Annotated in this window: 13 protein-coding genes and 1 pseudogene; 4 read left to right on the forward strand and 10 right to left on the reverse strand. The window is 68.8% G+C overall.

What is annotated here, in order from left to right:
- Positions 1 to 118 precede the first annotated feature (118 nt).
- A complete protein-coding gene (locus DIE12_RS01965; protein WP_124484993.1) occupies positions 119 to 1,393 on the forward strand; it encodes an APC family permease in 1,275 nt (424 codons plus the stop codon).
- A 96-nt stretch (positions 1,394 to 1,489) separates the two neighbouring features.
- Here DIE12_RS01965 and DIE12_RS01970 read toward each other — a convergent pair whose 3' ends face one another.
- The 3 genes and pseudogenes from DIE12_RS01970 to pcaQ form a co-directional block, all read right to left on the reverse strand.
- The gene (locus tag DIE12_RS01970) at positions 1,490 to 1,786 is read right to left on the reverse strand and encodes an XRE family transcriptional regulator (RefSeq protein WP_044842919.1); all 297 of its coding nucleotides are present in this window, start codon (positions 1,784 to 1,786) and stop codon (positions 1,490 to 1,492) included.
- A 70-nt stretch (positions 1,787 to 1,856) separates the two neighbouring features.
- Positions 1,857 to 2,214, reverse strand: a pseudogene (locus DIE12_RS01975) (type II toxin-antitoxin system RelE/ParE family toxin).
- A 107-nt stretch (positions 2,215 to 2,321) separates the two neighbouring features.
- Positions 2,322 to 3,335, reverse strand: a complete 1,014-nt coding sequence (gene pcaQ, locus DIE12_RS01980) for a pca operon transcription factor PcaQ (RefSeq protein WP_124519651.1) — start codon at positions 3,333 to 3,335, stop codon at positions 2,322 to 2,324.
- 276 nt (positions 3,336 to 3,611) lie between these two features.
- On the opposite strand from pcaQ, the gene pcaH reads away from it, so the two are divergent.
- Both pcaH and pcaG read left to right on the forward strand, forming a co-directional pair.
- A complete protein-coding gene (gene pcaH, locus DIE12_RS01990; protein WP_124484995.1) occupies positions 3,612 to 4,319 on the forward strand; it encodes a protocatechuate 3,4-dioxygenase subunit beta in 708 nt (235 codons plus the stop codon).
- 3 nt (positions 4,320 to 4,322) lie between these two features.
- A complete protein-coding gene (pcaG, locus tag DIE12_RS01995) occupies positions 4,323 to 4,916 on the forward strand; it encodes a protocatechuate 3,4-dioxygenase subunit alpha (RefSeq protein ID WP_124519653.1) in 594 nt (197 codons plus the stop codon).
- Positions 4,917 to 5,376: 460 nt separating this feature from the next.
- Here the strand turns inward: pcaG and DIE12_RS02000 are convergent, their stop codons facing one another.
- On the reverse strand, positions 5,377 to 6,156 hold the full coding sequence (locus DIE12_RS02000) for a helix-turn-helix domain-containing protein (protein ID WP_044842914.1): 780 nt from the start codon (positions 6,154 to 6,156) through the stop codon (positions 5,377 to 5,379).
- A 142-nt stretch (positions 6,157 to 6,298) separates the two neighbouring features.
- On the opposite strand from DIE12_RS02000, the gene DIE12_RS02005 reads away from it, so the two are divergent.
- Positions 6,299 to 7,078 carry an alpha/beta fold hydrolase gene (locus DIE12_RS02005; protein WP_124519654.1) on the forward strand — a complete coding sequence of 260 codons (780 nt, stop codon included), beginning with the start codon at positions 6,299 to 6,301 and terminating at the stop codon, positions 7,076 to 7,078.
- Positions 7,079 to 7,113: 35 nt separating this feature from the next.
- Here DIE12_RS02005 and DIE12_RS02010 read toward each other — a convergent pair whose 3' ends face one another.
- The 6 genes from DIE12_RS02010 to DIE12_RS02035 form a co-directional block, all read right to left on the reverse strand.
- Positions 7,114 to 7,941, reverse strand: coding sequence for a M55 family metallopeptidase (locus tag DIE12_RS02010; protein WP_124519655.1), 828 nt, complete (start codon positions 7,939 to 7,941; stop codon positions 7,114 to 7,116).
- A complete protein-coding gene (locus tag DIE12_RS02015) occupies positions 7,938 to 9,029 on the reverse strand; it encodes a P1 family peptidase (protein ID WP_124519656.1) in 1,092 nt (363 codons plus the stop codon). Before DIE12_RS02015 ends, DIE12_RS02010 begins: the two co-directional genes overlap by 4 nt.
- On the reverse strand, positions 9,029 to 9,922 hold the full coding sequence (gene gsiD / locus DIE12_RS02020) for a glutathione ABC transporter permease GsiD (protein ID WP_044842910.1): 894 nt from the start codon (positions 9,920 to 9,922) through the stop codon (positions 9,029 to 9,031). The genes DIE12_RS02015 and gsiD overlap by 1 nt, the downstream gene beginning before the upstream one ends.
- A 13-nt stretch (positions 9,923 to 9,935) precedes the next feature.
- Positions 9,936 to 10,856: a glutathione ABC transporter permease GsiC gene (gsiC, locus tag DIE12_RS02025; RefSeq protein WP_044842909.1), complete on the reverse strand. Its 921-nt coding sequence runs from the start codon at positions 10,854 to 10,856 to the stop codon at positions 9,936 to 9,938.
- A 67-nt stretch (positions 10,857 to 10,923) separates the two neighbouring features.
- Positions 10,924 to 12,486 carry a glutathione ABC transporter substrate-binding protein GsiB gene (gsiB, locus tag DIE12_RS02030; protein ID WP_044842908.1) on the reverse strand — a complete coding sequence of 521 codons (1,563 nt, stop codon included), beginning with the start codon at positions 12,484 to 12,486 and terminating at the stop codon, positions 10,924 to 10,926.
- A 129-nt stretch (positions 12,487 to 12,615) separates the two neighbouring features.
- Complete coding sequence (locus tag DIE12_RS02035; protein ID WP_124519657.1) at positions 12,616 to 14,565, reverse strand: dipeptide ABC transporter ATP-binding protein; 1,950 nt, start codon at positions 14,563 to 14,565, stop codon at positions 12,616 to 12,618.
- Positions 14,566 to 14,582 lie beyond the last annotated feature (17 nt).

Here is a 14,582-nt window from a genome sequence, read left to right on the forward strand (position 1 = left end):
ACGGCACATCGCGGACTACTAAACGCCGCGCGGCAGCACCGCGTACGTTCGGGTAGCATCGAACGATTCATTGCGCGCCCGAGCGTGCCCATAACGAGCCTTCAGGAGACTGCCTTTCATGCCCTCGCATGCCGATTCGCCCGCCGTTCATCACGCGGGCTCGCTGACGATTTTCCAGGGCGCCGCGCTGTATATCGGCGCGGTGCTCGGCACCGGCGTCATTGCGTTGCCCGCGCTCGCGGCCGAGGTTGCAGGCCCTGCATCGCTGCTGGCGTGGGCCGCGCTCGTCGTGCTGTCGGGGCCGCTTGCCGCCACCTTCGCCGCACTCGGCGCGCGCTATCCGGACGCGGGCGGCGTATCGACCTACGCGCGACGCGCATTCGGGCCGAAGGCCGCGGCAATCGTCGGCTGGTGTTTCTATTTCGCGGTGCCGGCCGGTGCGCCGGCCGCCGCGATGTTCGGCGGCGCGTACGTCGCCGCCGTCACGGGCGGCGGACACGTCACGGTGATCGTCACGGCTGCCGCGCTGATCGCTACGGTGTCGGCCGCGAATGCGTTCGGCGTCACGGTGTCGGGCCGCATGCAGCTCGTGCTGTCGGCGCTGCTCGTCACGCTGCTGCTGGCCGCCGTGCTCGCGTCCGCGCCGCATGCAAGCACGGTGAACCTGCATCCGTTCGCGCCGCATGGCTGGCTCGCGGTCGGCCAGGCTGCCGCACTGCTCGTGTGGAGCTTCGCGGGCTGGGAAGCGATCACGCACCTCGCGGCAGAGTTCCGACGGCCCGCGCACGACATGCCGCGCTCGGCCGGGATCGCGGTCGTGGTCGTCGGCTTTCTGTATCTGTCGGTCGCGGCCGCGAGCGTCACGGTGCTCGGGCCGTCGGCCGGCGCGTCGGGTGCGCCGCTCGCGGAACTGATCGCGGGCGGCATCGGCGGTCACGCGCAGGTGCTGGCGGCAGCGGCCGCGCTGCTGCTCACGCTCGGCACGATGAATGCGTATTTCGCGGGCGCGGCGAAGCTCGGCGCAGCGCTCGGGCGCGACGGCGCACTGCCTGCGTGGCTCGCACAAGGCAGCCAGGTCGGCGGCGTGCCGCGCCGAAGTCTTGGCGTGATCGCGGTGCTGGCCGTCGTCGCGCTGGCCGCGACGACGCTCTCGGACGTCGGGCCGAAGCCGCTCGTGCTCGTCACGTCCGGATGCTTCGTGATGGTGTACGGGCTCGGCGCGGCGGCCGCGCTGAAACTGCTGCCGCGCGGCGGCATCGCATATCGCTGCGCGTGGATTTCGCTGGTCGCCGTCGCCGGGCTGTTCCTGACGACGGGGTGGTTCATCTTGTGCCCGCTGCTGCTTGCGGGCGGTGCGCTGCTTTATCTGCGGATGGCCGGGCGACGCACGTGATCGCGTGCCGGCGCCCGTGTGCGGACGAGCAAACGGGCGCTCGCCGCGCTGCGCCGGCACACCGCGAACCGGCCGCGCACCGCTGCGCCGCGGGCGTCAGGCCGGCACCAGTTCGAAGCTGAGCCGCTTGCCGAGTGCGGTGGCCGCGCTCGCGAGCGTCGCGAGCGTGAGGCTCGTGTCGGTTTCGTCGAGCAGCCGGTTGAGCGCGGCGCGGCTGGTCTTCATCCGCGCGGCCATCGCGGTCTTCGTGATGTGCTGCGCCTTCATTTCCTGGCCGATCTGCCACGCGATCACGCGCTTGATCGCGGTGGCGGTGGCCGCTTCGAGATGGCCTTCGTCCTCGAGGAAGCTGTCGAAATCGCTGCCGATATGCGGGTTGTTCGTGGTCGTCATGGGTACTCCAGTGCATGGCGTGGCCGGCCGGCACATCGCCGATCGCATGTGCCGGCGCAGCCGGAGGAATTCAGATGGCGCGCGTCAGCGCTTTCAGCCGCGCGACGGTCACGTCGAGATCGTCGGACGGCGTGGCCTGCGACTGCTTGAAGAACGCGTGCAGCAGCACCATCGTGTCGCCGACGACCGTGAACAGCGCGCGCGCTTCGCTGCGGCAACATCACGCGGATTTCCCACAGATCCTGCGACATCTTCCGGACCAGCGGCATGCCGAGCGGCCAGCCGAGTTGAACGGTCTTGATCTCTTCGCCGATCACCCTGCGCTCGACCTGCCCGAGCGCCGTGAGCCATTCGCGCACCGGCTCGTTGCCACGCGCGGTGCGGGAGAACCGCACGTCGAGCGTGATCTGAATCTGCTGTCTCGCCATCGTCGTGTCATCGAGTGTATCAAAAAAGGTACGATACGCCAAGCACGACGACACCCGCTACTGACCGGATGGCTAACGAATGACGGTGAGTGAGCGGCAGCCGGACGTCATCCATCCACGCCCTGCCCGGCGTCTCGACGCTGGCGGCGAGCCGGCTTGCGCGCGCTACGGGGGGCGCGATGGGTGTGCGCATCGGCGAACCGCGCCTGCGCGATGTCGCGCACGGCGTCGATCAGCGTCCGGGCGACGGGAGACGGTTGCGCATCGGTGCGCAGCACGAGCCCGACCGGCTCGTCGGTGCCCGCGGAAGGCAGCGGCAGCCGCGCGAGCGCGCCGGCCGACAAGTCGTATTCGGCCGCATAGAGCGGCACGAACCAGACCGCGTCGTTCTCGAGCGTGAGCGCACGCGCGACCGACACCGACAGCACCTCGATGAACGAATCAAGCGGCGGCGCGCCGCACGCGCCGAGCAGTTGCTCGGCCGACTGGCGGATCAGCGTGCCGAACGGCGGCAGCACGACCGGATAGCGCGCGAGCTCGGCGGCCGGCGCGGCACTCGCCAGCAGCGGATGGCCGGCGCGCACGACCGCGACGAGCGGTTCGTTGTACAGCTGCTCGAACGCGAGCCCGATCATCCGTTCCGGCTCCGACAGGCGCCCGATCGCGCATTCGATCGCCCCTGCCTTCAGACGCTCCAGCAGCTCGGTATTGGCAGCCGTCGCGATCCGCACCACGATGCGCGGCCAGCGTGCGGTCAGCGCCTTCATCAGCGCGGGCGCGAGCGATGCCGCGACCGTCGGCAGCATGCCGATTTCGAGCGTCGCCGCGGCCGCGCCGCCTTCGCGCGCGAGCAGCCCGACACCCTGCCGCAGCGCCAGCACGCACGCGTTCGCGTGCGGGATGAACAGTTGGGCTTCGCGGGTCGGCTGCGCGCCGTGCCGCCCGCGTTCGAACAACTTCACGCCGAGGATCGACTCCAGTTCGGCGATCGTCTTCGACACGGCCGGCTGCGTGATCGACAGGCTTTCGGCCGCCTTCTGCACGCCGCCCAACTGCGCGACCGCGAGAAAACACTGCAGGTGCCGGAATTTGACGCGGCCGTCGGCGATACGGTTATTCATAACGGGCGGTTATGCGAATGGTGATATCACGCCATTTTGCATAACTTTCCGGAAACGCCCAAGCATTCGGCGCGGCGTCACGCATGACGCCGCCGCGCATGGACTCCGGTCGCCGGGCAGCAACGCGATCACGCCGCTGTCCGGCGGATTTCCATGGGCGCCGCCGAACATAACGAACGGTTATGCGATTCGCGAAAAAAGGTCATTTTGCATAACTTTCCGGATTGGCTAAAGTCTTGCCATCCACTTCGCGAAATACCTGACAGGAGACGCCCGATGGATTCCCCCACGATCCTCACGCCGCGCGACTGGCCGTCGCATCCCGCGTATATCCACCCCGAGTACCGTTCGTCGGTCAAGCGCGGCCCGACCCGCCCGCTGATCCCGTTGAAGGAAAAGCTGCGCGACCAGTACGTGCCCGTCTACGGCACCGACGATCTCGGCGCGCTCGACCACGACCTGACGAAGAACGCCGTGAAGAACGGCGAACCGCTCGGCGAGCGCATCGTCGTCACCGGCCGCGTGCTCGACGAAGGCGGCAAGCCCGTGCGCAACACGCTCGTCGAGGTATGGCAGGCGAACGCGGCCGGCCGCTACGTGCACAAGGTCGACCAGCACGACGCGCCGCTCGACCCGAACTTCCTCGGCGCAGGCCGCTGCATGACCGACGCCGAAGGCCGCTACCGCTTCCTGACGATCAAGCCCGGCGCGTATCCGTGGGGCAACCATCCGAACGCATGGCGCCCGAATCACATCCACTTCTCGCTGTTCGGCGACTACTTCGGCTCGCGCCTCGTCACGCAGATGTACTTCCCCGGCGATCCGCTGCTCGCGTACGACCCGATCTTCCAGGGCACGCCGGAAGCGGCGCGTGACCGCCTGATCTCGCGCTTCTCGATGGACATCACCGAAGAAGGCTATGCGCTCGGCTACGAATTCGACATCGTGCTGCGCGGCCGCGACGCCACCCCGATGGAGCGCTGAACCATGACGACGCTGAAGCAAACCCCTTCGCAGACGGTCGGCCCGTACTTCGCGTACGGCCTGTGCCCGCAGCAATACGACTACGACCTGAAGAGCCTGTTCACGCCGGTGATCGCCACGCCCGACGCCGAAGGCGAGCACGTGCTGCTGGTCGGACAGGTGTTCGACGGCGACGGCAACGTCGTCAGCGACGCGGTGCTCGAATTCACGCAGGTGGACGGCGCGGGCCGCTATCCCGCGTCGCGCGACGACATCGCGAAGTCCGGCTTCACGGGCTTCGCACGCGTCGGCACGGGCACCGATGCGCAGCACCGCTTCGTTATCCAGACGGTCAAGCCGGGCCGCGCCGCCGCCGACGAAGCGCCGCACATCAACGTGACCGTGATGATGCGCGGGATCCTGACCCACGCGTTCACCCGCGTGTATTTCGACGACGAAGCCGCGGCGAACGCGGCCGATCCGGTGCTGAACCTCGTGCCGGCCGAACGCCGCGCGACGCTCGTCGCGAAGCGCGACGCGCCACCGGGCCGGCCCGTCGTGTACCGCTTCGATATCCGCATGCAGGGGCCGGACGAGACCGTGTTCTTCGACGTGTGACGCGTGAGCCGGCGCACGCCGGCTGCCCGCACCGAACCGCCGTGTGGCGCGATACCGACAGGCATCGCGTCGTGCGGCGGTTTTCGCTTTCGGGCCCCCACATTCGATGCCGTGCCGCAGCACGCCCGATCGGGACGGCCGACGCCCTTGGTTGACTGCTCCCGCCTCCGGCATCAAACGCGCGATTGAAACGCATGCTGCGACAGCACATGAATCGTCGGGCCCGCACGATATCGTTTGCGCGTTACACGGCGTATGCTTTGCTATCCGCCCGACACCGACGGGATTGAATCGGAACAGGCAACAATTTCACCCGCAATGCGCGAACACTGCCCCGCTGCCTGAGCGCGGATTTTTCTGACCGAGTGCCTTCAAGCGCGTCTGACCGAAACCTGGCAGACGCGTTTTTTTCGTCCGCGACCGGAGCACGCCGCCGCACTCGCCGCCGCCTCCGCTCCGGCTAGCGGCGAACCTCCAGATACCGGCTCGGCGTTTCGCCGAGGATGCGGCGAAACGCCGACGTAAAGGCGCTCGCGCTCGCATAGCCCAGATCGAACGCGACCCGCGTCACCGGCTGACCGTCGCTCAGGCGGGTAATCGCCGCCAGCATGCAGACCTGCTGACGCCAGGCGGCGAAACTCACGCCGGTCTGCGCGCGGAACAGCCGCGTAAACGTGCGCCGGCTCACGCCCGCGTCGGTCGCCACCTGGTCGAGATCGGCCGCGATCGACGGCGACGCGAACAGATGCCGGCAGATCTTCGCGAGGCGCGCGTCGGCCGGCAGCGGCGCGTGCAGCGACAGCCGCGGCATCGTCGCGATTTCCGCGACCAGCAGCGCCATCAGCTTGCCCGCCCGGCCGTCGACGTCATACATCGCCGGCAGGTCGATCGCATCGTCGATCAGTTGCCGCAGGAGCGGCGACACGCCGTACACGCCGCACTGGTCCGGCAGCCCCGCGGCCTCGGCCGTGTCGTCCGACACGAACGTGTTGAGCATCGTGACCGGCCCGGTCATCGTCATTTCGTGCCGCACGCCGGCCGGCACCCAGCACGCGCGCTGCGGCGGCACCAGCCAGCGGCCGTGCGGCGTCGACACGCTGATCGTGCCGCGCGACGCGAACGCGAACTGCCCGCGCCGGTGCGCGTGCTCCGGAAACGTCGTGCCCGCCGCGTAGTCGTTGGCGGTCACCACGACGCTACGGGGAATGTCTTCGTAGGGATCCAGCAGCGTATTTCTCAAGGCCCGAATTCCATCATGAATGACCCGATATCGAAGGCGGGTCACCTTCGATCGGTCTACGATCCGCTCCACGCTTGCGCGACCGGATGGCCGCAAGACCCGACGGCCGAATCGGCCGGATAGCGACTTCTTCGGAGCGGAGATGCCCAATACGTTTCATCGCGTGGGGGACGGCCCCCACCCTGTTCTCGTGCTGCACGGCTGGTTCGGCGACGCGCGTGCGTTCGAGCCCGTCGAGACGTGGCTGTCGCACGAACGCTTCACCTATGTGTTCATGGACTACCGCGGCTACGGCGGCATGCGCGGCGCGCACGGCGCGTACTCGATCGCCGAAATCGCCGCCGACACGCTCGCCCTCGCCGACGCGCTCGGCTGGCGCACGTTCAGCCTCGTCGGCCACTCGATGGGCGGCATGGCGATCGAGAAGGTCGCCGCCATGGCGCCCGACCGGGTACGCGCGCTGGTGCCGATCGCGCCGGTGCCGTGCGGCGGCCTGCCGTTCGACGCCGCGCGACGCGCGCTATTCGAACGCGCCGCCGACCAGCTCGCCGATCGCCGCACCATCATCGATCGCAGCACCGGCGGCCGGTTGCCCGCCGCCTGGGTCGAGTGGAAAGCCGCGTATTCGGCATCCTGTTCGTCGCCGCACGCGTTCGGCGCGTACTTCCGCGCGTGGGCCGACACGGATTTCACCGACGAGATCACGGGCCGCCATCCGGTGAAGGTGCTGATCGGCGAACACGATCCGGCGTTCGACGCGGCGCTGATGGCGCGCACCTATCTGCGGCGCTATCCGCACGCGACCGTCGACGTGCTGCGCAATGCCGGTCATTACCCGATGAACGAAACCCCGCTCGCGCTGGTCGCCGCGATGGAAGCGTTCCTGCTCGACACGGCGGCAGACCGCGCGCCCGGTGCGTGACGCGCCGCGCATCGGCGGCCTCCGGTCGGCACGCATCACCGCAGCATGAACGACATGGCCGACAGGCTGTTCAGCGTGCGCACCACGTGCTCGACCGACGGCCCGTCGAAGCGCAGCGTCACCGCATCGACCCGCTCGAGCGACGGCAGCACGCAGAACAGATCGGCGAGCGCGGCCGTCTGCACGCGCAGCGTGCAAGCGGCCGGCGCGGGCCGGTGCGCGCCCGCACGCCAGCCGGACGACAGCGCATGCGCGACCGTTTCGCGTGCGGCGGTCGCGATGCGCGCGCAGGACGCGGCCGGCGTGAGCGTGTCGCCGCTCGATGCGCCGCCGGCCGTCTTGACCGTCTCGAAACGCGCGTCCGGAAACAGCGGCCGGGTTTCCTCGGCGAATACGTCGTCGCCCGACGCCAGCGCGACGTGCGCGCCGTATTCGCGCGCCAGCGCGCCGTACAGCCCGGCTTCGCCGAGTTCGACGCCGTTCAGCCACACCTGCGTGAACGCGAAGCTGTTGATGGTGTGCGCAAGCACGCCGCGCGTCTGCGACTTCGCATGAAAGCCGATCATGAACACGAGGTCGGGCTGCTGCTCGAGGCCTGCCATCATCCCCAGCGTGCGCGGCTTGCCGAGCACGACGCGGGCGCGGGCATCGAGCCCGTCGGGCAGCAGATTGCGGAAGCTGCCGTGCGAATCGTTGACCCAGACGGCCTGCGCGCCGCCGGCGAACGCGCCTTCGATCGCCGCGTTCGCCTCGGCGGTCATCCAGCGGCGCGCACGTTCGTATTCCGGATTGCCGGCACGCGTCTGCTCGAGGGCGAACACGCCGGCGACACCCTCGATGTCGGTCGAGATCAGAATCTTCATGAATGGCTCGGACGTCCTTCGTTGCCTGCGTTGAATAACCGCTCGAGCTCGGGCACCGCATCGCGCAGCGATTGCCGTACGTGGCCGTCGCGGCCGGTCACGGTCACGGCCTGCAGCAGCGCGTCGGCGATCGCGTGCTCGACGCTTTCGGCCGCGGCCATGAACAGCGGATCGAGCGCCGCATCGGCCACGAGGGCCGGCAGCGCGACGGTCGACGCATCGTGCGCGATCGTGTACGCGGTGGAAAAGGCGAGCGCGATGTCGCCGCTGCCATGCCCGTAGACCGAGCCGGTGCGGGCGAGCCCCGCGCCCGCGCGGCGCGCGAGCCGCGACAGTTGCCGCGCGTCGAGCGGCGCATCGGTCGCGAGCAGCAGGATGATCGAGCCTTGCTCGGGCGGCGCCGCGTGCGTCGGCTGAGCGTCCGCTGCGGCACGCCGCTGCGCGACGATCCGTCCGACCGGCACGCCACCGAGCATCAGCATCGGCAGCCGGCCGAAATTCGCGAGCACCAGCGCGCCGACCGTATACGGCCTGCCGGCCGCGACGGCCACGCGCGACGCGGAGCCGATCCCGCCCTTCAGGTCGAAACACGACATCCCGCGCCCGGCGCCTGCCGCGCCACGTGCGAAATCTCGCGCCGCGGTATTGCAGGCTTCGTCGTGATGCGCGGCCGTCACCGCGAACGCCTGGATGTCGTTCAGATAGCCGTCGTTGCACTCGAACACGAGCGGGTTGACGGTCGGCCAGTCGCGGCCGATTTGCGGGTTCTCCGCGACCGCCGCGCGAATCTGCGCCTGCGCCACCGCGCCGACGCCGAACGTGTTGGTCAGCGCGATCGGCGTTTCGAGCGTGCCCAGTTCGTCGACCTGCACGAGCCCGACGCTCTTGCCGAAGCCGTTGATCACGGCCGCGCCGGCCGGCACCTTGCTGCGGTACAGGTCGCCCGGGTGCGGCTTCACGACGGTGACGCCCGTCTGCACGTCGCCCGCATCGAGCGTCGCATGGCCGACCGTCACGCCCGGCACGTCGGCGATCGTGCCGCGCGGCCCGGCCGGCAGCGTCGCGGCCCACATGGGCACGGCTCGCATCAGCGCCGCTCCAGCTTCGGGTCGAGCGCGTCGCGCAGCCCGTCGCCGAGCAGGTTGAACGCGAGCACGGTCAGGAAGATCGCGAGGCTCGGGAAGATCGCGACGTGCGGCGCGGTCACCATGTCCGCGCGCGCCTCGTTGAGCATCGCGCCCCACTCCGGCGTCGGCGGCTGCGCGCCGAGCCCGAGGAACGACAGGCTCGCGGCCGTGATGATCGACGTGCCGATCCGCATCGTGAAGTAGACGACGACCGACGACACGGTGCCCGGGAGGATGTGCCGCATGATGATCGTCCAGTCGGACGCGCCGATGCTGCGCGCGGCTTCCACGTAGGTCATGTGCTTGAGCATCAGCGTGTTGCCGCGCACGAGCCGCGCGAACGCCGGAATGCTGAAGATCGCGACCGCGCAGATCACGTTGACCATCCCGTTGCCGAGGATCGCGACCACGCCGATCGCGAGCAGGATCCCCGGGAACGCGAACAGCACGTCGGCCACGCGCATCGTGATGCGGTCCCACCAGCCTTCGTAGTAGCCGGCGAGCAGCCCGAAGAACGTGCCGATGAGCGCGCCGAGCGCGACCGAGAAGAAGCCGGCCGCGAGCGAGATGCGCGTGCCGGTGACGATCCGGCTGAAGATGTCGCGGCCAAGCGAGTCGACGCCGAACCAGTGCACGGCCGACGGCCCCGCATTCAGCGCGTCGTAGTCGAAGTAGTTCTCCGGATCGAACGGCACGATGTGCGGGCCGACGAAGGCCAGCACGACGAGCGCGAGCACGAAGCCGCCGGCGACCAGCGCGACAGTCTGCTTGCGGAACTTGCGCCAGAATTCACGCCACGGCGTGCGGATCGTGTTCGATGCGGCCGGCGCCGCGGGCTGGACAGTCGCGTTCATGCTGGCCTCACGCTCACTTGAACCGGATGGTCGGGTTGATGACCGCGTACAGCACGTCGACGGTCAGGTTGATCAGGATGAATTCGAGCGAGAACAGCAGCACGATCGCCTGGATCACCGGGTAATCGCGCATCGTGACCGCATCGACCAGCAGGCGCCCGAGCCCCGGCCAGTTGAACACGGCCTCGACGACGATCGAGCCGCCGAGCAGGAAGCCGAACTGCAGCCCCATCATCGTGACGACCGGGATCATCGCGTTGCGCAGGCAATGCTTGAGCACCACCAGCGGCTCGTGCACGCCCTTCGCGCGCGCGGTGCGCACGTAGTCCTCGTTGAGCACCTCGACGAACGACGCGCGCGTGAAGCGCGCCATCACGGCCGCGACCGCGGCGCCGAGCGTCAGCGACGGCAGCACGTAGCTCTTCCACGTGCCGTCCGGCACGACCGGCAGCCAGCCGAGCTTCACCGAGAAGATCTCCATCAGCAGCATGCCGAGCGCGAACGCCGGAAACGAGATGCCCGACACCGCGATCGTCATCCCGAGGCGGTCGGGCCAGCGGTTGCGCCATACCGCCGACGCGATCCCGATCGCCATCCCGAACGCCGTCGCCCACACCATGCTGACGAGCGTGAGCAGCAGCGTCGGCATGAAGCGCTCGCCGATCTCGGTCGACACCGGCCGCTTGCTGCGCGTCGACGTGCCGAAATCGCCGTGCGCGATCTTCACGAAGAAGTTCGCGAACTGCGCGGGCAGCGGCCGGTCGAGCCCGAGATCGGCGCGCACCAGCGCGACCGTCGCGTCGTCGGCTTCGGGCCCGGCCGCGAGCCGCGCCGGGTCGCCCGGCAGCAGGTGCACGAACAGGAACACCAGCACCGCGACGATCGCGAGCGTGGGCAGCAGGCCGAACAGGCGTTTGACGAGAAAATTCAGCATGGGGCACCGATCGAATCAGCGCGCCGGCAGCTTGCGCCGCCGGCGCCGGACAGCGGGCGAGCTGCCGTCATTTCACCGAGATTTCGTCGAAGTTGAACGAACCGTCCGGCATTACGTACATGCCGTGCAGGCGCTTGCTGCGCGCGTAGACGATCTTCTCCTGCACCAGGAAGATCCACGGCGCGTCGGCCCACACCAGCTTCTGCGCGTCGGCGTACAGCGCGGCCTTCTTCGCGTTGTCGGTCGTCTCGAGCGCCTTCGCGAGATCGTCGTCGACGGCACCGTTCTTGTAGTACGCGGTGTTGTAGAGCTTCGGCGGCGCCGACGTGGACGCGAGCAGCGGCGACAGCGCCCAGTTCGCCTCGCCCGTCGAGGCCGACCAGCCGCTGTAGTACATCCGCACCGGCGCCGCCGCCGGATCCTGCGCGCTCTCGACCTTCGCGACCCGCTCGCCGGCCTCGAGCGCCTGCACCTGCACCTTCACGCCGACCTGCGCGAGCTGCTGCTGGACGAACTGGATCAGCTTCTGCGCCGTCGAATGGTTGTACGCGGACCAGAGCGTCGACTCGAAGCCGTTCGGATAACCGGCCTCCTTCAGCAGCGCGCGCGCCTTCGCCGGATCGTACGGCCAGGGCCCGAGCTTGGTCGCGTATTCGACGCCGACCGGGGCGACGCCCGTCTGCGGGGTCGCGTAGCCGGCGAACACGACCTTCGCGAGCGCCTCCTTGTTGACCGCGTAGTTCAGCGCTTCACGCACCTTCGGATTGTCGAACGGCTTCTTCTGCGTGTTCAGCGAGATGTAGCGCTGGATGATCGACGGCCGCTCGATCAGCTCGACCTTCGGATTGCTCTTCAGGTCGGCCGCCTGCTCGAACGGAATCGTGAACGCGAAATCCGCCTCGCCGGTCTTGAGCAGCGCGGCGCGCGTGTTGTTGTCGACCACCGGCTTCCAGTCGATCGAATCGACCTTCGGATAGCCCTTCTTCCAGTAACCGGCAAACTTCTTCACCTTCATGTCGTCGGTCTGCTTCCATTCGACGAACTCGAACGGGCCCGTGCCGACCGGATGCAGCGACACGTCGCGCCCCCACTTCTTCAGCGCGGCCGGCGAGATCATCACCGCCGACGGGTGCGCGAGCGTGTTGATGAACGCGGAGAACGGCTCGCGCAGCGTGAAGCGCACCGTCATCGGATCGACCACCTCGGTCTTCTCGATCACGCGGAACAGCCCGTAGCGCTTCAGCTTGTTCGCCGGATCGGTCACGCGGTCGAAGTTCGCCTTCACCGCGTCGGCGTTGAAGTCGGTGCCGTCGTGGAACTTCACGCCCGGGCGCAGCTTGACCGTGTAGACCTTCGCATCGGGCGACGCCTGGTAGCTCGTCGCGAGCACGTTCACGAGCTTCATGTCCTTGTCGAAGCCGAACAGCCCTTCGTAGAACGACTTCACGACGGCCTGCGACACCGTGTCGTTCGCGTCGTACGGGTCCATCGTCGTGAACGTCGAGTACACGGCGACCACGACGTTCTGCTGCGCGAACGCGGGCGCGGCGACCGACAGCGCGAGCGCGCCTGCCCCCGCGGCGAACAGCGCGCGCGGGCGGAACATCGGGAACGAATGCGGCTTGTTCATTTTGTCTGGCTCCTGTGGATGATTCGGTAACGCGTGGTGGAAATCGCGGCGTGACTGCATCCGCTCCGGGAAGTGACGCCGTTGCCTGGCGCGTGCGCAGCTACGGTCCATATGCGCCTCGCCGCGCAATCAATACGCGCCGCCGACGCGATGCGTCGCGACGTAGTGATCGGGGCCGACCGCGACGAGCGGTGCGACGATCGGCTCGTCGCCGACCGCGCGGATCGGGCTCGGAATCTCGTCCGCCGCGAGCTGGCGCGGCGCATGCCGGCGTGCCGGGTCGGCCACCGGCACCGCGCTCATCAGCTTCCTCGTGTACGGATGCTGCGGCGCCTCGAACACCGCGCGGCGCGGGCCGATCTCGACGATCTGGCCGAGATACATCACCGCGACCCGATGGCTGACGCGCTCGACGACGGCCATGTCGTGCGAGATGAACAGATACGCGACGCCGAGCTCGCGCTGCAGGTCGAGCATCAGGTTCACGATCTGCGCCTGCACCGACACGTCGAGCGCGGACACCGATTCGTCGGCGATCACGACCTTCGGATTCAGCGCGAGCGCGCGCGCGATGGCGATCCGCTGGCGCTGGCCGCCCGAGAATTCGTGCGGATAGCGGCGCGCGGCCTCCGGCGGCAGGCCGACCTTGTCGAGCAGCCAGTCGACGCGCGCCTGCGCTTCGCGGCCGCTCGCGACACCGTGCACGAGCAGCGGCTCCATGATCGAGAAACCGACCGTCAGGCGCGGGTTCAGCGACGCGAACGGATCCTGGAAGATGAACTGGATGTTCCGGCGCAGCGCCTGCAGGTCCTGGCCCTTCAGCGCGCTGATGTCGCGGCCGTCGAATTCGATCGAGCCGCTCTGCGATTCGACGAGGCGCAGCAGCGAGCGGCCGGTGGTCGACTTGCCGCAGCCCGATTCGCCGACGAGCGCCAGCGTCTCGCCCGCGCGCAGCTCGAAGCTCACGCGCTCGACCGCATGCACGTACTGCGACACGCGGCCGAACACGCCGCTCTTCACCGGAAACCGCGTGACGAGATCGCGCACGCGCAGGATCGGCGGCGCGGCCGGATCGACGCGCGGCTGCCCGGCGGCGGGGACCGCGGCGGCATCGTTCGCATCGTTCGCATCGGCCGCATCATTCACGTCGTTCGCGGCAGGCGCCGGCGCGGCCGCGCTCGCGCCGTCCACCTTCAGCAGCGGAAATTTCTCGGGGATATCGGTGCCGTGCATCGAGCCGAGCCGCGGCACGGCCGCGAGCAGCGCACGCGTGTAGCGATGCGCGGGCGTCGCGAAAATGCGCTCGGACTCGCCCTCCTCGACCTTCTCGCCGCGATACATCACCAGCACACGATCGGCCACTTCGGCCACCACGCCCATGTCGTGCGTGATGAAGATCACGCCCATGTTCATTTCGTCCTGCAGGCCGCGGATCAGTTGCAGGATCTGCGCCTGGATCGTCACGTCGAGCGCGGTCGTCGGTTCGTCGGCGATCAGGAGCGCGGGCCGACACGACAGCGCCATCGCGATCATCACGCGCTGCCGCATCCCGCCGGACAACTGGTGCGGATAGCGCGCGAACACGCGGCGCGCCTCCGGAATGCGCACGAGATCGAGCAGCCGCAACGCTTCCGCGCGCGCTTCGGTCGCGCTCTTCGACTGGTGCAGCGCGATCGCCTCGCTGATCTGGTCGCCGACCGTAAACACCGGGTTCAGCGACGTCATCGGCTCCTGGAAGATCATCGCGATGTCGGCGCCGCGGATCCCGCGCATCGTCGCCGCACTCGCCTGCGCGAGGTCGACGAGCGCGCCGCCGCGGCGCCGCAACGCGATCCGGCCGCTCGTGATCTCGCCGCCGCCGTGCTCGACGAGCCGCATCAGCGCGAGCGACGTGACCGACTTGCCGGAGCCCGATTCGCCGACGATCGCGAGCGTCTCGCCGCGATCGACGTGAAACGACACGTTGCGTACCGCATCGAACGTCGCGTTCTCTCGTCGGAACATCACCGACAGGTCGTCGACGGCGACCACGCGCTGTTCCGGCAGCACCAGCGCGGACGGGGTTCGGCTCGAAGTCATGCGAAGGTCTCCTCGTA

The organism is Burkholderia sp. Bp9015, from assembly GCF_003853505.1.
Lineage (GTDB): Bacteria > Pseudomonadota > Gammaproteobacteria > Burkholderiales > Burkholderiaceae > Burkholderia.